The sequence below is a fragment of the Bradyrhizobium sp. genome, assembly GCF_016213215.1.
Classification (GTDB): domain Bacteria; phylum Pseudomonadota; class Alphaproteobacteria; order Rhizobiales; family Xanthobacteraceae; genus Bradyrhizobium.
The window spans coordinates 12,962-37,808 of the sequence record NZ_JACRAW010000121.1; the positions used below are offsets into that span (position 1 = coordinate 12,962).

24 protein-coding genes and 1 pseudogene are annotated in these 24,847 nt (G+C 63.1%); 10 read left to right on the forward strand and 15 right to left on the reverse strand.

The window, feature by feature from the left end; all coding sequences use genetic code 11:
- Positions 1–89 precede the first annotated feature (89 nt).
- Positions 90–1,649, reverse strand: coding sequence for an acyl-CoA carboxylase subunit beta (locus tag HY852_RS20600; RefSeq protein WP_291606670.1), 1,560 nt, complete (start codon positions 1,647–1,649; stop codon positions 90–92).
- The gene (locus HY852_RS20605; protein WP_291606672.1) at positions 1,579–2,553 is read right to left on the reverse strand and encodes an IclR family transcriptional regulator; all 975 of its coding nucleotides are present in this window, start codon (positions 2,551–2,553) and stop codon (positions 1,579–1,581) included. Before HY852_RS20605 ends, HY852_RS20600 begins: the two co-directional genes overlap by 71 nt.
- A gap of 90 nt (positions 2,554–2,643) precedes the next feature.
- Here HY852_RS20605 and HY852_RS20610 point away from each other — a divergent pair, with 90 nt between their 5' ends.
- From HY852_RS20610 to HY852_RS20620, 3 genes are all read left to right on the forward strand, one after another.
- Positions 2,644–2,865, forward strand: a complete 222-nt coding sequence (locus HY852_RS20610) for an acetyl-CoA carboxylase biotin carboxyl carrier protein subunit (RefSeq protein WP_291606674.1) — start codon at positions 2,644–2,646, stop codon at positions 2,863–2,865.
- 166 nt (positions 2,866–3,031) lie between these two features.
- Positions 3,032–4,198: a TAXI family TRAP transporter solute-binding subunit gene (locus HY852_RS20615; protein WP_291606676.1), complete on the forward strand. Its 1,167-nt coding sequence runs from the start codon at positions 3,032–3,034 to the stop codon at positions 4,196–4,198.
- Between the two features lie 46 nt (positions 4,199–4,244).
- Entirely contained in the window at positions 4,245–6,320 is a 2,076-nt protein-coding gene (locus HY852_RS20620; RefSeq protein WP_291606678.1) for a TRAP transporter permease, read from the forward strand.
- Positions 6,321–6,326: 6 nt separating this feature from the next.
- Here HY852_RS20620 and HY852_RS20625 read toward each other — a convergent pair whose 3' ends face one another.
- The 11 genes from HY852_RS20625 to HY852_RS20675 form a co-directional block, all read right to left on the reverse strand.
- Complete coding sequence (locus HY852_RS20625; protein WP_291606680.1) at positions 6,327–6,854, reverse strand: carboxymuconolactone decarboxylase family protein; 528 nt, start codon at positions 6,852–6,854, stop codon at positions 6,327–6,329.
- 349 nt (positions 6,855–7,203) lie between these two features.
- Entirely contained in the window at positions 7,204–7,575 is a 372-nt protein-coding gene (locus HY852_RS20630; protein WP_291606682.1) for an OB-fold domain-containing protein, read from the reverse strand.
- Positions 7,572–8,708, reverse strand: coding sequence for a thiolase family protein (locus HY852_RS20635; RefSeq protein ID WP_291606684.1), 1,137 nt, complete (start codon positions 8,706–8,708; stop codon positions 7,572–7,574). Before HY852_RS20635 ends, HY852_RS20630 begins: the two co-directional genes overlap by 4 nt.
- Positions 8,709–8,792: 84 nt before the next feature.
- Positions 8,793–9,962 (reverse strand): acetyl-CoA acetyltransferase, encoded by a 1,170-nt coding sequence (locus HY852_RS20640; protein ID WP_291606686.1) that lies wholly within the window; start codon positions 9,960–9,962, stop codon positions 8,793–8,795.
- 55 nt (positions 9,963–10,017) lie between these two features.
- Entirely contained in the window at positions 10,018–10,668 is a 651-nt protein-coding gene (gene eda, locus HY852_RS20645) for a bifunctional 4-hydroxy-2-oxoglutarate aldolase/2-dehydro-3-deoxy-phosphogluconate aldolase (protein ID WP_291606688.1), read from the reverse strand.
- Positions 10,665–11,609, reverse strand: a complete 945-nt coding sequence (locus tag HY852_RS20650; RefSeq protein WP_291606690.1) for a sugar kinase — start codon at positions 11,607–11,609, stop codon at positions 10,665–10,667. Before HY852_RS20650 ends, eda begins: the two co-directional genes overlap by 4 nt.
- 26 nt (positions 11,610–11,635) lie before the next feature.
- Entirely contained in the window at positions 11,636–12,622 is a 987-nt protein-coding gene (denD, locus tag HY852_RS20655; RefSeq protein ID WP_291606691.1) for a D-erythronate dehydrogenase, read from the reverse strand.
- Between the two features lie 59 nt (positions 12,623–12,681).
- Positions 12,682–13,617, reverse strand: a complete 936-nt coding sequence (locus tag HY852_RS20660) for a carbohydrate ABC transporter permease (RefSeq protein WP_291606693.1) — start codon at positions 13,615–13,617, stop codon at positions 12,682–12,684.
- On the reverse strand, positions 13,610–14,569 hold the full coding sequence (locus HY852_RS20665) for a carbohydrate ABC transporter permease (protein WP_291606695.1): 960 nt from the start codon (positions 14,567–14,569) through the stop codon (positions 13,610–13,612). The genes HY852_RS20660 and HY852_RS20665 overlap by 8 nt, the downstream gene beginning before the upstream one ends.
- 67 nt (positions 14,570–14,636) lie before the next feature.
- Positions 14,637–15,956: an ABC transporter substrate-binding protein gene (locus HY852_RS20670; protein ID WP_291606697.1), complete on the reverse strand. Its 1,320-nt coding sequence runs from the start codon at positions 15,954–15,956 to the stop codon at positions 14,637–14,639.
- A gap of 33 nt (positions 15,957–15,989) precedes the next feature.
- Positions 15,990–17,057: an ABC transporter ATP-binding protein gene (locus tag HY852_RS20675; RefSeq protein ID WP_291606698.1), complete on the reverse strand. Its 1,068-nt coding sequence runs from the start codon at positions 17,055–17,057 to the stop codon at positions 15,990–15,992.
- A gap of 209 nt (positions 17,058–17,266) precedes the next feature.
- On the opposite strand from HY852_RS20675, the gene HY852_RS20680 reads away from it, so the two are divergent.
- The 7 genes and pseudogenes from HY852_RS20680 (at position 17,267) to HY852_RS20705 (ending at position 23,534) form a co-directional block, all read left to right on the forward strand.
- A complete protein-coding gene (locus HY852_RS20680; protein ID WP_291606699.1) occupies positions 17,267–18,370 on the forward strand; it encodes a LacI family DNA-binding transcriptional regulator in 1,104 nt (367 codons plus the stop codon).
- A gap of 125 nt (positions 18,371–18,495) precedes the next feature.
- Positions 18,496–20,355, forward strand: a complete 1,860-nt coding sequence (locus tag HY852_RS20685; RefSeq protein ID WP_291606700.1) for an IlvD/Edd family dehydratase — start codon at positions 18,496–18,498, stop codon at positions 20,353–20,355.
- A 130-nt stretch (positions 20,356–20,485) separates the two neighbouring features.
- Positions 20,486–21,220 (forward strand): SDR family oxidoreductase, encoded by a 735-nt coding sequence (locus HY852_RS20690; RefSeq protein ID WP_291606701.1) that lies wholly within the window; start codon positions 20,486–20,488, stop codon positions 21,218–21,220.
- Positions 21,221–21,355: 135 nt separating this feature from the next.
- Positions 21,356–22,102 carry an SDR family NAD(P)-dependent oxidoreductase gene (locus HY852_RS20695; protein ID WP_291606702.1) on the forward strand — a complete coding sequence of 249 codons (747 nt, stop codon included), beginning with the start codon at positions 21,356–21,358 and terminating at the stop codon, positions 22,100–22,102.
- A gap of 92 nt (positions 22,103–22,194) precedes the next feature.
- Positions 22,195–22,281: pseudogene (locus HY852_RS27975) on the forward strand (GFA family protein); the annotation flags it as partial.
- Positions 22,282–22,374: 93 nt separating this feature from the next.
- Positions 22,375–23,055 (forward strand): site-2 protease family protein, encoded by a 681-nt coding sequence (locus HY852_RS20700; RefSeq protein WP_291606703.1) that lies wholly within the window; start codon positions 22,375–22,377, stop codon positions 23,053–23,055.
- A 56-nt stretch (positions 23,056–23,111) separates the two neighbouring features.
- Positions 23,112–23,534 (forward strand): hypothetical protein, encoded by a 423-nt coding sequence (locus HY852_RS20705; RefSeq protein ID WP_291606716.1) that lies wholly within the window; start codon positions 23,112–23,114, stop codon positions 23,532–23,534.
- Between the two features lie 24 nt (positions 23,535–23,558).
- Here HY852_RS20705 and HY852_RS20710 read toward each other — a convergent pair whose 3' ends face one another.
- A complete protein-coding gene (locus HY852_RS20710) occupies positions 23,559–24,347 on the reverse strand; it encodes a TonB family protein (protein WP_291606704.1) in 789 nt (262 codons plus the stop codon).
- Between the two features lie 17 nt (positions 24,348–24,364).
- Positions 24,365–24,844 carry a TonB system transport protein ExbD gene (gene exbD, locus HY852_RS20715; RefSeq protein ID WP_291606705.1) on the reverse strand — a complete coding sequence of 160 codons (480 nt, stop codon included), beginning with the start codon at positions 24,842–24,844 and terminating at the stop codon, positions 24,365–24,367.
- Between the last annotated feature and the right edge of the window lie 3 nt (positions 24,845–24,847).

Sequence of the window (24,847 nt, forward strand, 5' to 3'; positions counted from 1 at the left end):
GTGTCCGTCATTGCGAGGAGCGAAGCGACAAAGCAATCCAGTCTAGCGAAGCATTCTGGATTGCTTCGCTCGCAATGACCCGATTAAACTTACGGCCTGATTCTCATGTTCGTGGCCGGTCCCGGCGTGCGCAGCGGCTCGGCGAGGCGCGCGAACTCGCACAGGAGCGAGCGCGTCTTGCGCGGATCGATGATCTCCTCGACCCAGAACTTCTCCGCCGAGCGGAAAGGCGAGCGCAGCTTGTTGAGGCGATCCTCGATTTCCTTCAGCTTAGCCTCCGGGTCTTCCGCGGCAGCGATATCGGCGCGGTAGGCCGCCTCGATGCCGCCCTCCAGCGGCAGCGAACCCCAGTAGGCCGACGGCCAGGCATAGCGGACCGAGAAGCGGTCCGCGGGCTGATGCACCACGCCGGCGACGCCGAAGGAGTTGCGCACGATCACCGTGCACCAGGGCACCGTGCTCTGGTTGACGGCGGCCATGGCGCGAACGCCGAGCCGAATGGTCGCTGTCTTCTCGGCTTCCAGGCCGATCATGAAGCCCGGGCAATCCATGAGGTAGACGATCGGAAGATGGAAGGTCTCGGCGAAATCGACCCAGCGGATGACTTTCTGGCAGGCGTCGGCCGTCCACGAGCCGCCATAGTGGTACGGGTCGCTTGCGAGCACCAGCACCACGCGGCCCTCCAGCCGTGCCAGGCCGACGATGACGGGGCGGCCGAAATTGCCGGTCACTTCGAAGAAGGAGCCCTTGTCGACCACCGCCTCGATAAGCGGCCGCATCTTGTAGACCTGGCGCCGATTGCGCGGCACCGCCTTGATCAAGGATTCCTCCGCTCGTTCGGGGTCATCACTGCACGGCAGCGTCGGCGGCAGTTCGTAGACCGACGAGGGCAGATAGGACAAAAAGCGCCGCGCGCAGGCGAACGCCTCCTCCTCGGTCTCCGTCGCGTGATCGATCGCACCGGCGCGGGTCTGGATGTCGGCACCGCCCAGTTCCTGCTTGCCGAGGTCCTGCCCCAGCCGCTTCACCACCGGCGGACCCGCGACGAACATCGCGGAGTTGTTGGTCATGATCGAATAGTGGCTCGCCGCCAGACGCGCCGCGCCAAGGCCCGCAACCGAACCGAGCCCGAGTGCCACCACGGGCACGAGCGACATGTTCTCGGTCGTGTAGCGATACCAGCGATTGCCCCCGATGCCGCCGGGGAGATTGGCCGCGCCCTTGGTCTCAATTGTCTTCACCGAGCCGCCGCCGCCGGACCCTTCGATGATCCGGACGATCGGCAAGCGGAAATCATGCGCCATTTCCTCGGCCATGATGGGCTTGGCCGAGATTGAGGCATCCGCGGAGCCGCCGCGCACGGTGAAGTCATCGCCGACCACGACCACCGTGCGACCGTCGATCCTCGCACGGCCGAACACGCAGTTCGCCGGCGTCACGTGCTTGAGCTCGCCGTGTTCGTCGTATTCGCCGATGCCGGACACGGCACCGATCTCGTGGAAGGTGTTCGCATCGATCAATTTGTCGATGCGTTCGCGGACGGTGAGCCGGCCCTGATCGTGCTGGCGCTTGACCTTGTCAGCGCCGCCCATCTCGCGCGCGAACGCTTCGCGCCGAGCGAGCTCGTCTAGTTCCGGCTTCCAGTTCATTCATTCCCCCCGAATTCATAACCTTATTGTTGTTCTGAGCTGTCACCGGAATTGCCTTGCGCTCCAGGCGATTGTTGAAGAGATCGCCCTCGGCGCTCTCGAGCAGGCTGCCGATCGCCCTTCCCAACTCGATCATCGCGGGTGCGACCTCCTCGTGCAGCCGCTTCTCGTCATACATCGCGGACAGGAGTCCAATCGTGACCGCCACGACGGTCTGGTACTGCGGCGACCACATCGGCACCGCCAGTCCGTTGATGTGCGGGCTCCACAATCCACAGGCCACCACATAGCCGTGCTCGCGCAGGAACTGGCGATTGCCCTCGATGCGCGGCTTCAGCAGCTTCGCAGCATCCGGCATCTCGCGCTCGATCTCGGCGACCAGCGCGTCGCCGACCACAGGATCGAGCGCCGCGGTGTAGGCGTGGCCGGCCGCCGTGCTCGCCATCGCGATGCGGCTGCCCGTGACCTCATAGAGGCCGAGCGCACTCGCCGATCGTGCGTACTCGAAATAGACGAGATGGAAACGATCGGGGATCACGAAACCCACGGTGCCGGGCAGTTGATCGGCGACGTCCTGCAGCCGTTGCCTGATCAGGTTGCGAAGCTGCAGCCCCTTCATCATCGAGGTGCTCATCGCGACCGCACTGGGCCCGATGCGATATTTCTGATCGCGCGGCAGATAGACGAGCTGTCCCATGCGCGTCAGCGTGTGCGTGAGCCGCGACACCGTGGATCGCGGCAATCCGCAGCGGTTGGAAATTTCCAGATTTCCCAGTCTGGACTCATGGCCTTCGAAGCATCGCAACACATCGAATGCACGCGATACCACCTGGATTACATCACCCTCGCCAGCCTCACCGGCGAGCATGCCTTGCTTACTCAACCTCTCCGAGCGTCTTCCCATTTTTTTCTCATTCCGTTCTGCGGAATTAAATTCCACTTGCAGAACAAGCTACATCAGGCAATTTGCAGTCACAACAAAAAGGCGGTTGGCATGCCAGATATCAAGATCGTCACGGAAGTCGCGGGTCGCGTCTGCGCGCTGCCCGTCGAAGTCGGAGGAAGCGTCGCAGACGGCGAGGAGATCGCGTTCGTCGAAGCCATGAAGATGGAGATTCCCGTACCCTCGCCCAAGGCCGGCACGGTGAAATCACTCCTCGTCGTCGTCGACGAAGTGGTGGCCGAAGGTCAGGCTATCGCGATCATCGAAAGCTGAAGCGCTTCACCGCGCTACGGTGGGGTTCCGCGACAATCTGTCCGATATCGCGCAACATTTTGCCGGCGCAAGCAACGGTACGCCGTTGCTATGCTGGCACGCAATCACGCCATCCGGCCAAAATTAACAAGTCTTCGCAAGGACGCGAAGATACTGGGAGGGACACATGATCCGTCGAACGCTTTCGCTCGCGCCCGCTTTGCTGGCGAGCCTTTCTCTCGCGGCATCGGCGCCGGCATATGCCGACGAGGTCAAGCTGCCGCCGACCATGGCGTTTACGGCCTACGATACCGGCACCGCCGGTTTCAACATGGCCGTCGCCGTCGGCAAGATGATGAAGGACAAGTACGGAACCGACGTGCGGGTGCTGCCCGCCGGCAACGACGTTGCGCGCCTGGCGCCGCTTCGAGCCAACCGGGCGACCGTTTCGGCCATGGGCTCCGGCAGCTATTTCGCCCAGGAGGGCGTGTTCGAATTCGGCGCCAAGGAGTGGGGGCCGCAAGCGCTGCAAGTCGTGCTGTCGACGGTCGATTGCAACGGCGCCTCGCTCGGCGTGGCGCGCGACACCGGGGTGACCCAGATCAAGGATCTCAAAGGCAAGCGTGTCGGCTTCGTGGTCGGCTCGCCGGCGCTCAACCAGAACGCACTCGCGATCCTGGCCTTTGCCGGGCTCAAGAAGGCGGATGTCCAGGCCGTCGAGTTTGCCAGCTACGGCGCTATGTGGAAGGGCATGACGAACGGCGATGTCGACGCAGCGTTCGCCACCACCATCACCGGCCCTGCCAAGGAGGTCGAGGCCTCGCCGCGCGGCCTGATCTGGCCCCCACTGCCCCACAAGGACAAGGAGGGCTGGGAGCGCGTGAAGAAAGTTGGATCCTTCTTCTTCCCGCATCTGGCCACCTGCGGTGCCGGCATCTCCAAGGACAAGCCGATCGAACTGGGCACCTATCCCTATCCGATCTTTGTCGTCTATGGTTCTCAGCCTGCCGACCAGGTCTACTCCGTCACCAAGGCCATGATCGCCGGCTATGATGCCTACAAGGATGCCGCGCCGGGCGCGAGCGGGCTCGCTGCCGACAAGCAGACGAAGAACTGGGTGGTGCCGGTGCATCCGGGCGCGGTGAAGGCGCTCAAGGAAGCCGGCCAGTGGAGCGCCGACCAGGAGGCGCACAACAACAAGCTCTTCAAGAGGCAGGAGGTATTGGCCGCGGCCTGGGCCGCGTACGGTAAGTCGAATCCGCCCTCGGACGAAAAAGCCTTCCTGGAAGGATGGATGAAAGCACGCGCAGCCGCGCTGGAGAAAGCCGCCATGCCGAACGGATTTGAGGGGTAGACCAGGCGTTCGTTCGCACAGCCGCCGCTTCAGTTACGGGATCAATATGTCGTCTGCTTCTCCGACCAACGCCCCGAACGAACAGACGAAGAAGATTGTATTTGACGATCCCCACGGCGCGGCCGGCAGTCTGCAGGAGGCCGAGGTCACCAGGGTCCGAACCCTGCGTGGCTTCTGGCGATTGGCTCTGGTCGCCGCTACAGCGGCGACCATCCTGCTTTGCATCAACCAGCAGTTCGCACTGCGCTTCCTGGTGGGCTACACGCAGCTGAACACGGAGTACTTCTATCTCCTGATCGCGCTGATGCTGCCCTTCACGTTCCTGATTTTCCCGGGCTCGGAGCGCGCGTCCATCGAGCGCATCCCCTGGTATGACGTCCTGCTCTTTCTTGTGACATTCGGCTCCGCACTCGTGCTGATGTCCAACGTGCGCAAGGCCGCCGAGGCCGGGTGGGAATTCGGCGGCGCGCCATCGACCGTCATCGTCGCCGGCGTCATGATGTGGGTGATCCTGATGGAGGCGCTGCGCCGGACCGGCGGCTGGAGCCTGCTGCTCAGCGTATTGCCGTTTACCGTGTACCCGCTGTTTGCCGACGCCAAATGGCTCGGGCCGTTCCGCGGCACCCAATCCACGCTGGAGCAGGCGACCGCCTACCATGTGCTGTCGGGCGAAAGCCTGCTCGGCATCCCGATCCAGGCCTTTGCCGACACGGTGATCGGCTTTCTCGTGTTCGGCACCGCGCTGATGATGACCGGCGCCGGCAAGTTCTTCATCAATCTCTCCTTTGCATTGTGCGGTACGTTCCGCGGCGGCGCCGCCAAAGTCTGCATTTTCGCGAGCGGCATGCTCGGCATGATGTCTGGCTCGATCATCTCCAACGTGCTGACCGCCGGCACCATGACAATTCCGGTCATGAAGAAGAGCGGCTTCCGCGCCTCCTATGCCGCCGCGATCGAGGCCTGCGCCTCGACCGGCGCCGTCCTGGCACCTCCGGTAATGGGCGCAACCGCCTTCGTCATCGCCCAATTCCTGAACGTCAGCTACGCAGAGGTCGCGGTCGCCGCAATTATTCCGGCAACGCTTTATTATATCGGCCTGTTCATGCAGGTCGATTCTTATGCGGCACGACACGGCCTGCAGGGTATCCCGCGCGCCGAGTTGCCGAGGGTGATCGATACGATCAAGGAAGGCTGGTACTACGTCTTCGTGATCGCGCTTCTCATCGTCATGCTGCTCTACTTCAAGCGCGAAAGCCACGCTCCGTTCTACGCGACCGCCCTGCTCCTGGTTCTCAACCAGATCTTCTCCAGGCAGACGCGCTGGACCGCGGGCACGATCAGCAAATTTCTTGAAGTGAACGGGCGCACCTTCGTGGAACTGGTCGGCATTCTGGCCGGCTGCGGTCTTCTGATCGGCGCGTTCTCCATGACAGGCGTGGTTTCGAGCCTTGCCAACGATCTACTGCATCTTGCCGGCGACAATGCCCTCCTGCTGCTCGCGATGTGCGCCTTCACCAGCCTCGTCCTCGGCCTCGGCCTGACGACCACCGCCTGCTACATCTTTCTCGCGATCCTGGTCGCCCCGGCATTGGAAAAGCTCGGCCTGAATCGGATGGCCGTGCACATGTTCATTTTCTATTGGGGCATGCTGTCGTCGATCACACCGCCCGTGGCGATCGCTTCCTTCGCCGCCGCCGGCATCGCCGGTTCGCCGGCGATGAAAACGGGATGGGAATCGATGTGGGTCGGCAGCATCATCTACTTCATCCCGTTCTTCTTCGTCCTGAACCCGGCACTGGTGCTGCAGGGCCCCAGCCCCTATCTCGCCGGGTTGGGCCTGATGGCGATGGCGGCGTTCGGCACGCTTTTCATCTGCGGCGGCATCCAGGGCTACCAACCGTTTGTCGGCGATCTCCGCGCTGCCGGCACGCTGGAATGGCCGATCAGAGTGCTGCTCGTCCTCGGCGGCTTCGTCATCGCAACGCCCGGCGGGGGTATCCTGCCGCTGTCGCAGATGCAGGTGTCCCTGCTGGGCATCGCCATTCTGATGCCCGCGCTGCTGGTTGCGCTGCTGCTGGTGCGCCGCCAGGCGCTCCTGCCCAACAGACTCCGCGCACCCTGAGCGGTACTAGCCGACGACTTCGGTAACCGGCTGCAGATCGACGCCGAAGGTCTCCAGGAACTTCGACGTCATGATGTAGAAGCCGATCGAGAGCTGCAGCTCGACCAGTGCGCCCGGCGTGAGCCTTGAAGCGATCGCGTTGAAGGTCACATCCGTCGGCCGGCGCAGCTTGACGACCTCGTCGGTGAACGCGAGCGCGGCTCGCTGCACCTCGTTGAAGCAGGTGGCCGACTGCCAGTTCTCCAGCGCCTCGTTCTGCTCGTCGGTGACGCCGACGCTCTTGCCGATGCGCTTATGCGCGGCGACTTCATACGGCGCTTCACACAGGATTCCGGTACGCGTGATCGCGAGCTCGCGCACGACGGGGTCGAGTTCGCCCTCGGAACGGATGGCCCGACCGAGCCGGCAATACTGTTCGAGATAGCGCGGCGAGTGCGCCATCATGCGAAAGATGTTGGCGTTGCGGTTCTTGCCTAGGATTTCACGCGTACGATCGGCAGCCTTTGCTGGATCGATGTAGTCGATGCGGGCCATCATTCACCTTGGGGTTCGATACGTGTTGTTCTTGTCGGTATCGGTTTCGCGAACCCTATCCGCCGACCGACTCAAGAGCAACACGAACGAGTCAAATTACCGCCGCATTACTGAACGACGGTTGCACCGTCGATACTTACCGAGTGGGGAGTGGTCTCGGTAAGTACTCGACGCGGGGTGTTCCGAGTAATAATCACTGACCGTCGTCGGCGCTTCTTGGCGCAGCGACGAGTCATGCCCGAGTCTAGGGAGAAGCAGGCATGAAGGGAGCCACCAAGAGGGCGGCCTCGGAGGCGCTCGCACATATGCTGGCGGTGACGGCGATGCTCGTCATCGTCAGCATATTGTTCTATTCGCGGTGATCCCTCGTAAAATGCGGCACCAGGCGTCCGGCGAACAGCTCGAAACGCGCGACGACCTCATCGCCGATGGCGAGATCCTTCTCGCCATGCGCCATCATCCGAAACCCTTCGTCGCAATCGACCAGCACGATGTTGTACGGCACGTGGGCGCGGGCCTCGGGTGTCGCGGCACGACACACCAGCGACGTCGCATATATCCTGCCCCTGCCGGTTGAGCGCCGCGTTTGCGGATTCGGCACGCCGCAGACTGCGCAGAAAGCACGCCGGAAATACTGCACCGCGCCGCATGATGCGCACGACTGGTAGACGATCGCGCCTTCGCCGGTGGTCCAGTCCGCCATGCCTTGGCTGCCGCTCATCTGACCTGCTCCAGGAACATGCTGACATGGGACGACAGCACGCCGCCATCGCCGTGCAGAAGCGCGACCGACGCGTCGGCCACCTGCCGGGGACCGGCGCGTCCGGTCATTTGCAGGTGGGTTTCGACGAGATGGGCCATCGCTCCGCCGACGCCGCAGTGTCCGTAGCTGAGCAGGCCGCCATGGGTATTGAGCGGCATGGCGCCGTCGCGACTGAAATGGCCGGCACGCACCCGCGCCGCCGCCTCGCCGCGGCCGGCAAGGCCGAGGTCCTCGAGCAGCATCAGTAGCGTGATGGTGAAGCTGTCATAGACCGCCGCATAGCGCACATCGGAGATCGCGATGCTTGAGGCTTCCTTCGCCCGCCCAATCGCAATCTCCGCCCCGAGCTCGCTGAGGCGCGGCGCGGCGGTGACATGCTGATGGGTGTGCGCCTGGGCGCAGCCGCGCACGCGCACTCCAGTTTCACCGGTCCGTTCGCGGCTGACGACGAAGGCCGCGCCGCCGTCCGAAACAGGACAGCAGTCGAGAAGCTTCAGCGGCAGCGCGACCGGCTTCGATGCCATGACATCGGCGACTGTGATCGGGTCGTGAAACTGCGCGCCGGGATGATCCAGCGCGTGGCGGCGCATCAGTACGGCAAATTCGGCGAGGTCTTCCTGCGTGACGCCGTATTCGTGCATGTAGCGCGAGGCAACAAGGCCGTAATAGGCGGGAATGGTCGGCCCGAGCGATACTTCGTAGTCGGCATGCCCGACCTGGGCGAGCGCCTGGATCGACGCATCGCGGCTTTGGCCGGTCAGGCGATTTTCGCCCGCGACCACCAGCACATGCCGCGCGACGTTCGCATCCACCAGATGATGCGCCAACATCGCCATGGCGAGGCCGGTAGCGCCGCCGACCTGCACCGCATGGGCATAGGAGGGGCGAATGCCGAAATGCTCGGCGAACACGGTTGCCAGCATGATGTGCGGCGACACGGTGCTGTAGCCGCACAAAATGCCGTCGATGTCGGATCGCCTCAAGCCGGCATCGGCGATCGCAAGCGCGGCCGCCTCGCTCATCAGATCGAGCGACGACGAGCCCTCGTGCTTGCCGTAAGAGGTAAGCCCAACGCCAGTGATGAAGCTCATGCTGATACAGCTCTAGGCCGGGCAACAAGGATAATAAGTGCCGGCCATGCCCCGCGTCGGCGCGGAGCATGGCGCGACGCCTTCTTACTTCACCGGCTCCAGCACGGAGACGTAGTTGGCGACCGCGGCGCCGCCCATGTTGAAGATGCCGCCAAGCTTGGCATCCTTGAGCTGCATGCCCTCGGGTGCCTGGCCCAACAGCTGCATCGCGGTCATGACGTGCATGGATACGCCGGTCGCGCCGATCGGATGACCCTTGGCTTTCAGGCCGCCCGACGGATTGACCGGCAGCTTGCCGTCCTTCAGCGTCCAGCCTTCCTTGACGGCGCGGAAGCCCTGCCCCTTCGGCGTCAGGCCCATCGCCTCGTACTCGATCAGCTCGGCCACCGTGAAGCAGTCATGGGTCTCGACGAAAGAGAGATCCGACAGGTCGATGCCGGCCTTTTCCAGTGCGCGCTGCCAGGCGACCGTGCAGCCCTCGAACTGCAGGATGTCGCGCTTGGACATCGGCAGGAAGTCCTGGGCATGGGCGGTGGCGCGGAAGGTGACCGCCTTCTTCATGGCCTTCGCGGTCTCGGCATCGGCGAGCACGAGGGCCGCGGCGCCGTCGGAAACCAGCGAGCAGTCGGTGCGTTTCAAGGGGCCGGCGACATATGGGTTCTTCTCGCTCTCGGACCGGCAGAACTCGTAGCCGAAATCCTTGCGCATCTGCGCATAGGGATTGGCGACGCCATTCTTGTGGTTCTTGGCGGCGATCAGGGCGAGCGCATCGGACTGGTCACCGTACTTCTGGAAATAGGCCTGCGCGATCTTGCCGAACACGCCGGCGAAGCCGCCGACCGTATCGCCGTCCTCGGGCAGATACGAGGCCTTCAGCAGGTTCTTGCCGATCTCGGCGCTCGGCGTCCGTGTCATCTGCTCGACCCCGACAACCAGGACGATCTTGGCGGCCCCCGCTGCGATCGCACGGATGCCCTGGTGAACGGCGGCCGAGCCGGTTGCGCAGGCGTTTTCAACTCGCGTTGCGGGCTTGAAACGCAGGTGCGGGTCGGCCTGCAGCACCAGCGAAGCGGTGAAATCCTGCGGCGAGAAACCGGCGTTGAAGTGCCCCAGCACGATTTCGTCGACGTCGGATGCAGAGATGCCGGCGTCGCTAAGGGCTTCGTTCGCCACCCGAACGACAAGGCTTTCCACGGTTTCGGTATCGAACTTGCCAAACGGCGTATGCGCCCATCCGACGATGCTGGCGGTCATGGTCATTCTCCCTAGTCTGAGATGGCCGGCTTTGTAGCCTATCGGAACGGAGAGTTCACGTAGGTTTCAGCGATTTGACGGTGCGCTGGCACATGGCGGTTATGCTGGTCCAGTTTCCCGCCCTGATTTCGGCCGGCGGACATAGCCAGGAGCCGCCCACCGCCACCACATTGGGCTCGACCAGCCAGGAGACCGCGTTCGCCTCCCCGATACCGCCGGTCGGGCAGAAGCGCGCGTTCGGAAACGGGCCGGCCAGGGCGCGCAGACCCTTGATGCCGCCGGCCTGCTCGGCCGGGAAGAACTTGGCGAGCTCAAAGCCGTGCGCGAGCGCCTGCATCAGTTCGGAGGCGGTGGCAATCCCCGGCACGAACGGCACTGTGCTCGCGGCGGCCGCCTTGAGCAATTCGGGCGTGGCTCCCGGGCTGACACCGAACCGTGCGCCAAGCTCCTCGGCGCGTGCCAGATCATTCGGACTGAGGATGGTGCCAATACCGACGACGGCATCCGGCACCTCGCCGATGATGGCTTTCGCCGCCTCGATCGCAACCGGTGTGCGCAAGGTGACTTCGAGGGTTCCGAATCCGCCGGCGACCAGCGCCTCCGCCAACCGAACGGCATCTTCGAGCCGCTCGATGGTGAGGACGGGAATGACCCTGGCCCGCCTGAACAGCGTGGCGAGTTCCTTCTGTCTTGCAGCAACCGTCATTGCGATGCCTTGCGTGGGGCCGTGGAGCGGGATCTCTTCCGGAGCGGCATGGCATAGGCGGGGATGATGGCGCCGGGATAGCACACCACGACACCCGCCAGACGATGTCCGGCACGCGCGGCTTCGATCGGGTCGGAACCAGCAAGCCGGGCCGCGATATAGGCCGCGGCAAAGCTGTCCCCCGCCGCGGTGGTATCGATGACCCGTTTAGTCACCGGCTCGGCCCTCACCTCGGCCGAGCCGCCCGGAAAACGCAGCAGGCTCGCCGGCTCGGCGAGCCGCAACACCACCTCTGGAGAGGGAATACGGGCCATCAGCTCGGCCGCGCTCTCGCCGGGATAGAGCGCGAGCAGATCCTCGGTCGAGGCCAGCACGATGTCGGCGATCTCGAGCGCCGCCCCGAACACGCTCCGCGCAATGTTGAGATCAGGCCAGCCGCGGGCGCGAAAGTTGGTATCGAACACAAAGCGGGTGCCAAGCAGCCGGGCGCGGGAAAGCGCCGATACAAGGCGCGCTCGCCCGCTCTCGCCATAGAGCGACAAGGTGATGGCCGAGAGATAGACGACATCGTAGCTCAGCAAGGAATTGAGAAGATCATCCGTCTCCGGCAGATCCATCAATTGCCGCGCGGCCGAATTCTCCCGCCAATGAAAGAACTGACGCTCGCCGTTGGCATCGGTGTGGATCATGTAGAGCCCGGGCAACATGCCCGGAAGACGCACCACCGGCCTGGTGCCGACGCCCTCTTCCGTCCAGGCAGCGATCATCTCATCGCTCAGGGTATCGTCGCCAAGCACGGTGAGATAATCGACCTTGACGTCCAGGCGGGCGAGATAAACCGCGGTATTGAGCGTATCGCCGCCGAACGATCGCGTGTACAGGGCGCCGGGCCCCTGCCTCAGCTCGATCATGCATTCGCCGATAGAGGCTACCCTGGGCATGAGCGCTACCCGCGTGGATCAGGACCTCAAGCCACGAACTTGCCGCCGAGTTCGTCCTCGATGTGAATACGGATGATGTCGTCGAAGGTCTTCTCTTCGGTGGTGAAGCCGAGTTCGCGTGCCCGCCTGGCTTCGAACCTGCGGGGCCAGCCGGCGACGATGCCGACGATGAAGGGATCCGGCTCGCGCCTGATACGGGCAGCGACCTTCTCGCCCGCGACCCGCTTCAACGCCGCAATCTGCTCGCCCACGGTTGCCGACAGACCCGGCATTGTCAGGTTGCGCCGCGGACCGACCGCGGCCAGATCCATCGTCCCGGCATGAAGCAGGAAGCCTACGGCCGAGCGCGGCGTCGCGTGCCAGTGCCGGACATCCTCGGAGACCGGCAAGACGGCTTCCTTGCCCGCAAGCGGCTCGCGCAGGATGTTGGAAAAGAAGCCGGAGGCCGCCTTGTTCGGCAGACCCGGGCGAATGCAGATGGTCGGAAGACGGATGCCGATACCATAGAGAAAACCGCGGCGCGAATAGTCAGCCAGCAGCAATTCGCCGATCGCCTTCTGCGTTCCATAGCTCAGAAGCGGCGTGTGGAAGAACTCATCGCCGATCGCCTCCGGGAACGGCGCGCCGTACACGGCGATCGACGAGGTGAACACGACGCGCGGCTTGTAGCCGCCGCCCGCCAGCCGGATCGCGTCCAAGAGCATCCGCGTGCCGTCCAGATTGATGCGGTAGCCCTTGTCGAAATCGAGTTCGGCCTCGCCGGAGACGATCGCCGCCAGATGAAAGATCACGTCGGGCCGGCCGGCGATGAGATTCTCCGCGGCACCGGGCACGGCGAAATCGCCGGCAACCGTTTCCACCGGAAACCCCGCCTTCTCGGGCTTTTCCGGCTCGAACACGTCATGCAGCGTCAATCGGGAGATCTCGGTCTTGCCCAGCCGCCCGTCGCGCAACAGCCGTTCGCTCAGCTTGCGGCCGACCATGCCGGCCGCCCCCAGAACCAGAATGTGCAAGAGGCAGCTCCTTGTTGTTTTCCCGACGAGCCGGCGTCCTTAGGCGCAGAGCCGGAACGTCATTCCTTCACGGCGCCGGTCATCGCCGACACATAATGCTCGACGAAGAAGGCGTAAAGGATGACCAGCGGCAGCGAGCCAGCCAGCGCACCGGCCATCAGCGAGCCCCAGCGATAGATATCGCCGTCGACGAACTCGTTGACGATCGCGACTGGCACCGTCTTGTTGTGGGTCGATTGCAGGAACGTCAGCGCGTAGATGAACTCGTTCCAGCACAGCGTGAAGCAGAAGATGAACGCGGAGATCAGACCCGGGATCGCCAGGGGCAGCACGATCTTGATCAGAATCTGCCAGCGGCTCGCGCCATCGATAAGGGCACATTCTTCCAGTTCGAACGGGATGGTCTTGAAGTAACCCATCAAGAGCCAGGTCGAGAACGGAATCAAGATCGTCGGATAGGTCAGGATCAGTGCCATCGGCGAGTCGAACAGGCCGTACTGGAACACGACGGTGGCAAGCGGAATGAACAGGATCGACGGCGGCACCAGATAGGCGAGGAAAATCAGGCCCCCGACCAGGTTGGCACCCTTGTAACGGAGCCGGACGATCGCGTAGGCGGCAAGCACGCTCGCGATGATCGACAGGATGGTGGCGCAAACCGCGACATACATCGTGTTCCAGAGCCAGTACGGATAATAGCTTTCAAACAACAGCTTGTAGATGTGCTTGAAAGTCGGATTCCACGTCCAGAACGGATTGTACTTGTCGAGGTCGAGCAGTTGCTCGTCCGGCTTGATCGCCGTCAGCCCCATCCAGTAGAACGGAAATAGCAGGATGATGACGATGATCGACAACGGCAGATAGAGCGTCACCAGCCGGCGCGGTACCGACTGCAGATAGCTCATACCCTCGCTGTGATCGTCCTTCGCAGCTGTCGGCGACGAGCCCGACAGTACAGCTTTGAGATCGAGGGATCTGGTGGGCAGGTCAGTCATTGTTTTCTCCCTGCTGCCACTTGCGACGCTGCAACCCGAACCAGGACACCATGATCGCGGCAAGCAGGAACGGGATCATCGCGCTCGATATCGCCGCGCCCTCGCCCAACTGGCCCCCGATGATCGCACGTTGGTACGACAAGGTCGCCATCAGATGGGTGGAGTTGACCGGACCACCCCGCGTCATCGCCCAGATCAGTTGGAAGTCGGTGAAGGTGAACAGCACCGAGAACGTCATCACGACCGCGATGATCGGCGTCAGCAACGGATAGGTGATGTGGCGGAACATCTGCCAGCGCGTCGCGCCATCCAGCGTCGCGGCCTCATATAGCGACGGCTGCACGGTCTGCAGGCCGGCAAGCAGCGTGATCGCGACGAACGGAACACCGCGCCAGATATTGGCGAAGATCACGCAGATCCGGGCCCAGGTCGTATCGCCGAGGAAGTTGATGTTCTGTGTGATTAGACCCATCTGCTTCAGCGACCACGAGATGATCGAGAATTGCGAATCGAAGATCCACCAGAACGCCAGCGCCGACAGCACGGTCGGCACGATAAAGGGGATCAGCACCAACGCACGCAGCATCGCCTTGAACGGCATGTTCTCATTCAAGAGCAGCGCCAGATAGAGCCCTATGCCGAATTTGATCGCGCTCGCGACGAAGGTGTACAGAAGCGTGTTGAACACCGAGAGCCAGAAGATCGCGTCATCCCACAGCCACTCGTAGTTCTCGGTCCCGACATACTGCCCGACTCGGCCGATACGGGTGTCCGTAAATGAAAGCCAGATGCCGAGGCCGAGCGGATAGGCCAGAAAGAAGACCAGGAACACCAGCGCCGGCACCATGAACCAGAAGCCCAGCCAGTTGCGGTTGTGCTTGAGTTGGTCCCACGCGCTGGCCTCGCGGATCTCCGTCTTGGGAGGCCTTGGCGTTAGTGCGATCTCAGCCATGCGTGATGTCCCGATTAGGGAAATGATGGAGCGGACGGCGGTACCCGCCGTCCGCTCCAGTATGCTGTCAGCGATAGATGCGCTTCAATTGCCGCTCGGTTTCCGCGATCGCCGTCTTGGCATCCTTGGCGCCGGTGGCGTAGTTCGCGAACATGTCGACCACCAGGAAGTCGGCGATCGCCGTGGCCGCCTTCTCGCCGGGCGTGCCGATGCCGGAAGCGGGAAGCGCGCGCTTGCTGGCCTGGCTGAACACCTGATTCTTCGGGTCTGCCGTCCAGACGGGCGAGTTATCATAAGCGTTGAGCGTGTGGGTGAGATAGCCGCGCGCACCCGACAGCCACTTGTCGTAGTTCTCCTTCTCCAGCATGAAGGCAATGAAGGCCTTCGCGGCGTTCGGATACTTGGTGAACTTGAACGCCAGGATCGGAACACAAAGCTGCAGTTCAGTCGGCTTCCCGATGGGGCCGACGGGCCACAGCGCGTGATAAGTGTCTTCCGCGAGCTCCTTCTTGGTCGGATCGTCCTTGGCCGCGACATAAATCGAGATGCCGTTGGCGGTGCAGTGCAGCTCGCCCGCCAGGAACGCCTTGTTGTTCGACGAATCGTTCCAGGACGCGACACCGGGAATGAATGTCTCGGACAAGGCCTTGCAGTATTCGAGTGCCTTCACCGTCTCGGGTGAGTTGATGATGACCTTGTTGTCCTTGTCGACGGTGTAGGCGCCGTGACCCCAGAGGATCCAGTGCAGCCACGCATTGGCGTCGCCCGAGGCGTGACCGAGCGGGAAACCAGCCGGCGTGTTGTTCTTCTTGAGTGCCTTGCACATCTCGAGGAAGCCCGGGAAGTCCTTCGGGAATTCCTTGAAACCAGCCTTTTCCATCGACGATTTGCGGTAGGTCATGTAGCCGCCGACGGTCGCGACGGGAATGCCGAGCCAGTTGTTGCCCTGCTTGCAGGTAACCGCCGCGGCATCGGTCCATCCGCCATATTTCTTGCCGAGATAGTCAGCGACGTCGTTCAGCTGCAGCACCTGCGCCGGGAATAGCTGCGGCAGCGTGTGCAGACCCCAGGCGAGATCGAGGCCCGAGCCAGTGTTGGCGGCCACGGAGGCCTTCGGCTGCACGTCCTCGAAGGACTCCGAGAACACGTTCATTTCGGTGCCGGTGGCGGCCTTGAATGCCGCAACCATTGCGTTGAACGCATCATCTTCCGCAGGCACGAAGCGTTTCCAGCGCATGACGGTGAGCTTGGCACCCGGCTCCGCCTTCCACGGCGCGGCTTGCGCCCACGCCTTGGCGAAATCGAACAAGGCCGGTCCAGTCAGTGCGCCCGTCGCAGCCAGGGCAGTCCCCCCCTGAAGCAGCGCGCGGCGGGTAAATCCATTCATGTTTTCCTCCCTGTGACACTCTTTTGAAGAAGTTTACGCGTTGAGCCGTTTGCCCGTCGTGTCGTCAAAAAGATGAACGAGCGACGGATCTGGCTTCAACCGGATCTTGTCGCCCGGATTGAACTGGTGACGTTCGCGGAATACGGCGACGACCTGCTCGCCGCCGAGCGTCGCGAAGACCTGGGTTTCCGAGCCGGTCGGCTCGACCACAATGATCTCGGCCTCGGCGCCGTCATCGGCGATGGTGAAGTGCTCGGGCCGCACGCCATAAACGGCCGGCTGACCTTCGGAATTGGCGGGCGCCGATGCCAGCGGAAGTTTGACGCCGTTCGGACCTTCGAAACCGGCGCTGCCGTTCGACTTCAACTGACCTTTGAGGAAATTCATTGCCGGCGAACCGATGAAGCCCGCGACGAACTGGTTGGCCGGCCGGTCATACAGTTCCAGTGGCGTGCCCATCTGCTCGACGATGCCGTCATGCATCACCACGATCTTGTCGGCCATGGTCATCGCTTCGATCTGATCGTGGGTGACGTAGACCGTCGTGGTCTTCAGACGCTGGTGCAGTTCCTTGATTTCGGTGCGCATCGCTACCCGCAGCTTAGCGTCGAGGTTCGACAGCGGTTCGTCGAACAGAAACACTTGCGGATCGCGCACAATGGCGCGCCCCATCGCGACGCGCTGGCGCTGACCGCCGGACAATTGCCGGGGATAACGGTCGAGCAGCGGGGTGAGCGCCAGGATTTCCGCGGCACGCTTGACACCGGCGGAGATTTCATTGGCGCTGGCGCCGCGGAGCTTGAGCGAGAAGCCCATGTTGTCGGCGACCGTCATATGCGGATAGAGCGCGTAGTTCTGGAACACCATGGCAATGTCGCGCTCTTTGGGCTGGACATTATTGACGACGCGATCGCCGATCGAGATCGTCCCGGAGGTGATGTTTTCGAGGCCCGCGAGCATCCGCAGCAAGGTCGACTTGCCGCAGCCGGAAGGTCCCACCAGAACGACGAAGGCGCCATCCTCGATTGGAATCGTCACGCCGTGCAGAACTTCAAAGTTGCCGAATGATTTCCGCACGTCGCGGATATGCACAGACGACATCCACTTCCTCCCTGCATTCCCCCGCGATGAACGCGAGCGCCGCAAGCATTTTTTTGTTTAAGCTTTGCTGGCTCGAAGCCTGATCTTGCTGCGCAACTGCGCGACATTGGGGCAGTTTGCGCGGTTTTTCCAATATATTTCGTAGTCGCCTTTGGTAGCGCTGTCAATCTTCCTTTGTTCCCGGGAACGGCTGTGATAAGAGCACCCAAATGGGACGAAAGCGCACCAAGTCCGGCAAGATCCGACTGGCAGAAGTGGCGGAGCTGGCGGGAGTCAGTCCGATCACCGCATCGCGCTTCTTCCGAAATCCGGAAGCACTTTCAGTTGGCAAACGGACACGGGTGGAGAGTGCGGCAAGAGAACTCGGTTACGTGCCGAACCTCGCCGCGCGTGCGCTCGCCTCGCAGCGGACCGAAGTCATCGGCGTGGTGATACCGTCGCTGACCAACAATGTGTTCTCCGACGTCTTGCGCGGGATCTACGACGCTTCCGAAGGCGGCCGTTACAGCATTCAGCTTGCCAACACCCGCTACAGCATCCTGCAGGAGGAGAAGCTCCTTCGGTTGTTCCTCGCGCAGAAGCCGGCCGGTCTCATCGTCACCGGGATCGATCAAACGGCGGAGTCGCGTTCGATGCTGGAAGCAGCAGAGTGTCCGATCGTCCAGATCATGGAACTCGGCTCCAATCCCGTCGACATGATGATCGGCTTCTCTCATTATGAAGCCGGCCGGGCGGCAATCGCTCACCTGCTGACGCAGGGCTTTCGCAGGATCGGATTTTTGGGCGCGCGGATGGACCCGCGGGTGCAGCGTCGCTTCGAAGGCTATCAGGCCGCCATGAAGGAAGCCGATCTGTTCGACCCCCGCCTGATCGTCACCACTCCGGTTGCGACGTCAGCAACGCTGGGCGGCACTCTCTTTGCCGACCTCCTCACCCAGGCGCCGGACATCGAAGCGGTGTTCTGCGTCAACGATGACCTTGCGCTTGGCGTCCTCTTCGAGTGCCAACGTCGTCACATCGCCGTTCCCGAGCGCATGGCGATCGTCGGCTTCAACGATCTCGAATTCATGGCCTGCGCTGTCCCTGCCCTCACCAGCGTGCGTACCAACCGCTACGAGATGGGCCGCAACGCGGCAACGATGTTGATCGAGGCGATCGAAGGCCGCCGCCCGAACGAAGCGGTGGTCGATCTGGGATTTGCCGTGATGGAACGCCAAAGCTCGCTGGGGCCGCGCCACGCGCGGACACGCCGTCCGGGCAAGATTGGCCGGCGGACGAACAAAATGGTAGCGTTACCAAGTCCTACCAACTAACATCTCGCGCGAGGAAACGACCTGCTATCAGCCTGTCCGCGCACGAGGCGTGGGCGCGGCTGGGCATGCTGCAAGCCGTGGCTCTCGACTGATGCCAACGCGCCTGCATTGCGGGAGAAGAACCAATGACAAAGAACGCGACCAACGGCCAAGGCTTCAAAGGACAGGGCTCCAAAGGGCAAGGCTCCGATGGCAACGGCAAGCAGCGCAAACTTCGCTCCAGGGAATGGTTCGATAATCCGCATAACCCGGGTATGACCGCGCTCTATCTCGAGCGCTACCTTAATTACGGGCTTACACGGGAGGAACTGCAGTCCGGCAAGCCGATCATCGGCATCGCCCAAACCGGCAACGATCTGTCTCCCTGCAACCGTCACCATCTCGAACTGGCGCACCGGGTGCGCGAAGGAATTCGCGCAGCCGGCGGCATCGCCATGGAGTTCCCGACCCACCCGATCCAGGAGACTGGCAAGCGTCCCACTGCGGCGCTCGACCGCAACCTTGCCTACCTCGGTCTCGTCGAAGTCCTGTTCGGCTATCCCCTTGATGGAGTCGTGCTGACCACCGGCTGCGACAAGACCACCCCGGCCTGCCTGATGGCGGCTGCAACCGTGAACCTGCCCGCGATCGTATTGTCGGGCGGACCGATGCTGAACGGCTGGCACGACGGCGAACGCTCCGGCTCGGGCACGGTGGTCTGGAAGTCACGCGAGCGGCTGGTGGCGGGCGAGATCGATTATGAGGAGTTCATGGACATCGTGGCCTCCTCCGCGCCCTCGATCGGGCACTGCAACACCATGGGCACCGCCTCGACCATGAATTCGCTGGCCGAGGCGCTCGGCATGTCCCTGCCCGGCTGCGCGGCTATTCCGGCGCCGTATCGGGAACGCGGCCAGATCGCCTACGAGACCGGCCGGCGCATCGTCGAAATGGTCTGGGAAGATCTCAAGCCGTCCGACATCCTGACCCGGAAAGCGTTCGAGAACTGCATCGCGGTCAACTCCGCCATCGGCGGATCGACCAATGCGCCGATCCACATCAATGCGCTTGCCCGCCACATCGGCGTCGAGCTCTCGATCGAGGACTGGCAGAAGATCGGCCACCACATTCCGCTGCTCGTCAACATGCAGCCGGCCGGCTACTACCTCGGCGAGGAATATCATCGCGCCGGCGGCGTGCCCGCGGTGGTGCGCGAGTTGATGAAGCACAAGCGCATCCACGAGGATGCGATGACGGTAAGCGGCCGCGCCATGGGCGAGAACTGCCGCAATGCGCAAGAACCCGATGGCGACGTCATCTGGAGCTATGACAAGCCGCTGATCAAGGACGCCGGGTTCCTGGTGCTGAGCGGCAACCTTTTCGATTCCGCGATCATGAAGACCAGCGTGATCTCGAAGGAATTCCGCGATCGCTACCTGAGCAATCCGAAGGATCCCAACGCGTTCGAAGGACGGGCCATCGTGTTCGAAGGACCCGAGGACTATCACGCGCGGATCGACGATTCCGCGCTCGACATCGACGAGCGCTGCATCCTGTTCATCCGCGGCACCGGCCCGATTGGCTATCCCGGCGGCGCCGAGGTCGTCAACATGCAGCCGCCTGCCGCCCTCATTAAGCGCGGCATCCTGTCCCTGCCCTGCATCGGCGACGGAAGGCAATCGGGCACCTCGGGCTCTCCCTCGATCCTCAACGCCTCGCCGGAAGCGGCCGCCGACGGCGGCCTTGCCATCCTCACGTCAGGAGACCGGGTGCGCATCGACCTCAACAGGGGTACGGCCAATATCCTGATCTCGGACGAGGAGCTCGAGCGACGCCGCGCCGACCTGAAGGCCAAGGGCGGCTTCCCGCACCCGCCCAACCAGACGCCGTGGCAGGAGCTCTATCGCGCAACGGTCGGGCAACAGGCGACCGGTGCGTGCATGGAGCTAGCCACGCGTTACCAGAACGTCGCCGGCACGTTCCGCGTGGCGCGCGACAATCATTGATTGTCAGCGTCGTTGCAAGGAGCGAAGCGAGGAAGTCTAGCCCGTTTTCCGCGGCGGCATTTCCGGATTGCTTCGCTGCGCCCGCAATGACGCCAGACTTTCCGCGAAATCTTGGGAGAACGAGAACAACATGTCAGACCGCCTCAAGGGAAAGCGCGCTTTCGTGACGGCGGCTGCAGCCGGCATCGGCCGCGCTTGCGCCGTCGCATTTGCGCGCGAAGGCGCCACCGTCTTTGCGACCGATGTCGACGAGAAGGGCCTGGCCGCGCTGAAGAACGAGGGCGTTGCCGAGGTGGCGCGGCTCGACGCGCGCGACAGTTCCGCCGTAGCGGCCGCTGCCAAGCGCGTCGGCACGGTCGATATCCTGCTCAACGCCGCGGGTTTCGTGCACCACGGCACGGTGCTGGACTGCTCCGATGAAGACTGGGACTTCTCCTTCGACCTCAACGTCAAGTCGATGCACCGTACGATCCGCTCGTTCCTTCCCGGGATGTTGCAGGAGGGTCGCGGATCGATCGTCAACATCTCCTCCGCCGCCGGCGTGTTCAAGGCGGCGCCCAACCGTTATGTCTACGGCGCGACCAAGGCCGCCGTGGCGGCGCTGACGCGGGCGGTGGCCGTGGACTTCATCACCAAGGGCATCCGCTGCAACTGCATCTGTCCCGGCACGATCGAGACGCCCTCGATGCTGGAGCGAGCTGCCGCTATCGGGCCCGACGGGCGCGAGATGTTCGTGGCGAGACAACCGATGGGCCGGCTCGGCACACCGGAGGAAATCGCATTGCTCGCCGTCTATCTTGCCAGCGACGAGAGCTCCTTTACGACCGGCGTTGCACACGTCATCGACGGCGGCTGGACACTGTAAGAGCCCCTCATCCTGAGGAGCCGCGAAGCGGCGTCCCGAAGGATGAGGCCCGGATCGGAGCAGCGGGGCCTCATGGTTCGAGACGCCGCTCGCGCGGCTCCTCACCATGAGGGAAAACAGAGGAGAGGACTTCCCATGAACAAGATCGATCTGAACGGGCGCTGTGCGGTCGTCACCGGCGGCGCGCAGGGCTTTGGCCGTGCGATTACCGAACGGTTCGTCGCGTCCGGCGCCAAGGTCGCGATCTGGGATCACGACGCGCCGCTCGCGAACAAGACGGCCAGTGAAATCGGTAGCGCCGTAAGCGCCTTCAACGTTGACGTCACCGATCCTGCCGCGGTCGAGACGGCGCGCGATGCGACAGTCGCAGCGTTCGGCAAGGTCGACATTCTCGTCAACAATGCGGGCATCGCCGGCGTCAACAAGACGGTCTGGGAGACCGATTTCGAGGAATGGCGCAAGGTGCTGCGCATCAATCTCGACGGCCCTTTCCTCTGCTGCAAGGCGATCGTGCCGACCATGCTCAACCAGAAATACGGGCGCATCGTGAACATCGCCTCGATCGCCGGCAAGGAAGGCAATCCCAACGCGGCGCATTACTCGGCCTCGAAGGCCGGCCTGATTGCGTTGACGAAGTCGCTCGGCAAGGAACTCGCGCAGCATGACATTCTGGTCAATGCGGTGACCCCGGCCGCGGCGCGGACCGCGATCTTCGATCAGATGACCCAGCAGCACATCGACTTCATGCTGTCGAAGATCCCGAAGGCGCGGTTCGTCCTGGTCGAGGAAGTCGCGGCCATGGTGGCATGGCTGGCATCGGAAGACTGCGCCTTTTCCACCGGGGCCGTGTTCGATATTTCCGGCGGCCGGGCGACCTACTGATCGAGCCATGGCCCAGACCGGCGGCTGTCTCTGTGGCGCGGACGGTTTTCCTGCGAGGGCGAACCGCTCAATGTGCGCGCGCCGGAACGGAAACGGCCGCTGGCGTCGCGCTCGCCACTTTCGACGATCGCAACGTCTTTGCGCCGACCGAACATTGGGTCTCGGAGAAGATCGGCTGAGCGAGGCTCAAGGATGGCTTGGCGCAACATGCCGAGGGCATTCCTTCATGTTTGCCTCATGCTAATGTGCCGGCGAATCGGAACCTGACACGCGTGAATCTTTCCCTTTACGACGTCTCGGCGTGGGTGCTTCCACTGGTGCTCGCCATCACCCTGCATGAGGCGGCACATGGTTTTGTCGCGCATCGGCTCGGAGACAACACGGCCTGGCAGCTCGGGCGTGTCAGCTTCAATCCGCTCCGGCACATCGACCTATTCGGCACCGTGATCCTGCCGGCGTTCCTGCTGTTGTCACATTCGCCGTTCCTGTTCGGCTACGCCAAGCCGGTGCCGGTGAATTTCCGCAACCTGCGCAATCCCCGCCTCGACATGGTCTGGGTGGCGCTGGCTGGCCCCGCGACCAATATCCTGCTGGCACTCGTTGCGGCAGCTTGCGCCCACGCCCTGCCGTTCGTGCCGCCAAATGCGGGACCCTGGATCGCCGACAACCTCAAGAACACCGTCCTGGTCAACGCGGTGCTGGCGGTGTTCAACATGATGCCGATCCCTCCGCTCGATGGCGGACGGGTCGCAGTCGGGCTGTTGCCGCGGGCGCTGGCGATCCCCCTCGCGCGGCTCGAGCCGGTCGGAATGCTGATCCTGATCGGGATTCTGATCCTGCTCCCCCTTGCGGGTTCGCAGTTCGGTCTCAATCTTGATGTTATTTCAAGGATACTGCGAATGTTGACCGGTTATGTGATTGCGTTCGTTCTCGCTGTGACCGGGAATGTGTAGTTGAAGTCGAACAACCGCCGAACGGGTCCGAGGACAAGTTGGTCAAAGCTGCCGACATGCTGATCGCGCGACGCGCCGACACCCGGGCCCGCGCCGATTTCGCAACCTGGAAAATGATGGCCAAGCTGAACGGTTTGTCCGCCCTGCCCTCGGAAGCCCAGAATTTCCTCGCCACCTACAAGAAGCTACTCGAGCAAATGGGCGACGCCGAGGCGACCGAAACCACCATCAACCTCGTCTATAAATCCTATTATGAAGAGATGGGCGGCGCCGGGACGCCCCCGGAAGTTCCCTCGCGCCAGAACGAGCCAGTCGCGGGCAACGTAACCGCCTTCCGCCGGCCAACAGCCAAGCCGAAGAAGTCCGCCCCCTCGGATGCAGCCGCCGCCGGCAGCTCCGAAAAGCCGCGCCTGCCGGTGGCGTTGATCTTCGCCTGCCTGTGCGTGGTCTATGTCGCCATCCGGTATTTCTGGGGGTGAGCCGACCTTGGCTCCGTGACGACCTCAGCCCTTGCCTTTGACCCGGAAGATCACCGGCAGCGTGAAGTTTAATCCTTCGTCGGCAACCACGGGCGGCGGCTGCGGCACCGGGTCGGAGCGCCGCACCATCGCCAGCGCCGCCTCGTCGAAGGCCGGGTCGCCCGATCCCTTGACGATGCTCACCGAAAGCACGCGACCCACCCGGTCCAACGCAAAGCCGACCAGAAGCTCGGCCGTCTTGTGGGCGCGGTCGGTCGGATACCGCTTGTGCCGATCGAGATGAGCGATCAGTTCCTTCTGCCAGGTGGCGCGCGCCCGACGGGCCGTCGCGCCGGTGCCCTGGGCCACCGAACGCGGGCCCTTCTGGATGGCATCCGAACTCGGCGTGGCGGTCGCCTCGGCGGCGACCGATTCCTGGGAGGCCGAGGTCTGCACCGCAGCCATCTTGACCTCTTCCTCGACCGGCTTCTTGACCTCGTTCTGCGTCACCACCCGGTCCGCATTCTCGGCTTCGTTCGGCGTATCCTTGGGCAGGTCGGTTTCCTTGATCTCCGCCTTCTGCTCGGCCAAAGCCGGAGACGCCACCGACGCCTCGGAATCGGGCCCCGGTGGCAGATCCGATGGTTCTGCCCGCAACGACATTATCTCCAGGCCGATCTCGATAGCCGGCGCCCCCAGATCTTCGTCCAAGTCGTCGGTCTGCAGATGCGCGACCGCCAGTGCCGCCCCGCCGAGATGGAGCGCAATCGCGACCGCGGCTGCGGAGATCCACAGCCGCCGCGAAGCTCTTGGCTCGGTATCGAGATAGCTCATCCCAATTGTCGCACTGCCTACGGTCTTGCCGCGCTTCCCGCGGGCGCGCCGCCCTGTGTCGCCGCGTCGGGCACGCCTTCGAGCGCCACCAGCTTGATCTTCGAATAGCCCCCCGCCCGCAGCAATTCCAGCACGTACATCAGTTCCCCATAGGGCACAGCACGGTCCGCGCGCAGAAAGATAAAACGATCCTTGCTGGCGTCTGGCATTGCGTCCAGCGAACGAACCAGATCGACCCGCTTCACCTGCGTCTCGCCGATCGCAACTGCAAGGTCCGGCTTGATGCTGACATAGGTCGGCTTGTCCGGCTTCTTCTGCGGCGTCGCGGTGGACGTCGGCAGATCGACCGGCAGATCGACTGTCGACAGCGGCGCCGCGACCATGAAGATGATCAGGAGAACGAGGATGACGTCGATGAAAGGCGTGACGTTGATTTCGTGCGTCTCGTCGAAATCGGCGTCGTCATCGACATCTGTATCTGAAATCGAAACGGCCATCTC

Bases quoted from the DNA above. Each gene is read 5' to 3' on its own strand.
- HY852_RS20600 (WP_291606670.1), bottom strand. From the start codon at position 1,649: ATGAACTGGAAGCCGGAACTAGACGAGCTCGCTCGGCGCGAAGCGTTC.
- HY852_RS20605 (WP_291606672.1), bottom strand. From the start codon at position 2,553: ATGGGAAGACGCTCGGAGAGGTTGAGTAAGCAAGGCATGCTCGCCGGT.
- HY852_RS20610 (WP_291606674.1), top strand. From the start codon at position 2,644: ATGCCAGATATCAAGATCGTCACGGAAGTCGCGGGTCGCGTCTGCGCG.
- HY852_RS20615 (WP_291606676.1), top strand. From the start codon at position 3,032: ATGATCCGTCGAACGCTTTCGCTCGCGCCCGCTTTGCTGGCGAGCCTT.
- HY852_RS20620 (WP_291606678.1), top strand. From the start codon at position 4,245: ATGTCGTCTGCTTCTCCGACCAACGCCCCGAACGAACAGACGAAGAAG.
- HY852_RS20625 (WP_291606680.1), bottom strand. From the start codon at position 6,854: ATGGCCCGCATCGACTACATCGATCCAGCAAAGGCTGCCGATCGTACG.
- HY852_RS20630 (WP_291606682.1), bottom strand. From the start codon at position 7,575: ATGAGCGGCAGCCAAGGCATGGCGGACTGGACCACCGGCGAAGGCGCG.
- HY852_RS20635 (WP_291606684.1), bottom strand. From the start codon at position 8,708: ATGAGCTTCATCACTGGCGTTGGGCTTACCTCTTACGGCAAGCACGAG.
- HY852_RS20640 (WP_291606686.1), bottom strand. From the start codon at position 9,962: ATGACCGCCAGCATCGTCGGATGGGCGCATACGCCGTTTGGCAAGTTC.
- eda (WP_291606688.1), bottom strand. From the start codon at position 10,668: ATGACGGTTGCTGCAAGACAGAAGGAACTCGCCACGCTGTTCAGGCGG.
- HY852_RS20650 (WP_291606690.1), bottom strand. From the start codon at position 11,609: ATGCCCAGGGTAGCCTCTATCGGCGAATGCATGATCGAGCTGAGGCAG.
- HY852_RS20660 (WP_291606693.1), bottom strand. From the start codon at position 13,617: ATGACTGACCTGCCCACCAGATCCCTCGATCTCAAAGCTGTACTGTCG.
- HY852_RS20665 (WP_291606695.1), bottom strand. From the start codon at position 14,569: ATGGCTGAGATCGCACTAACGCCAAGGCCTCCCAAGACGGAGATCCGC.
- HY852_RS20670 (WP_291606697.1), bottom strand. From the start codon at position 15,956: ATGAATGGATTTACCCGCCGCGCGCTGCTTCAGGGGGGGACTGCCCTG.
- HY852_RS20675 (WP_291606698.1), bottom strand. From the start codon at position 17,057: ATGTCGTCTGTGCATATCCGCGACGTGCGGAAATCATTCGGCAACTTT.
- HY852_RS20680 (WP_291606699.1), top strand. From the start codon at position 17,267: ATGGGACGAAAGCGCACCAAGTCCGGCAAGATCCGACTGGCAGAAGTG.
- HY852_RS20685 (WP_291606700.1), top strand. From the start codon at position 18,496: ATGACAAAGAACGCGACCAACGGCCAAGGCTTCAAAGGACAGGGCTCC.
- HY852_RS20690 (WP_291606701.1), top strand. From the start codon at position 20,486: ATGTCAGACCGCCTCAAGGGAAAGCGCGCTTTCGTGACGGCGGCTGCA.
- HY852_RS20695 (WP_291606702.1), top strand. From the start codon at position 21,356: ATGAACAAGATCGATCTGAACGGGCGCTGTGCGGTCGTCACCGGCGGC.
- HY852_RS20705 (WP_291606716.1), top strand. From the start codon at position 23,112: ATGCTGATCGCGCGACGCGCCGACACCCGGGCCCGCGCCGATTTCGCA.
- HY852_RS20710 (WP_291606704.1), bottom strand. From the start codon at position 24,347: ATGAGCTATCTCGATACCGAGCCAAGAGCTTCGCGGCGGCTGTGGATC.
- exbD (WP_291606705.1), bottom strand. From the start codon at position 24,844: ATGGCCGTTTCGATTTCAGATACAGATGTCGATGACGACGCCGATTTC.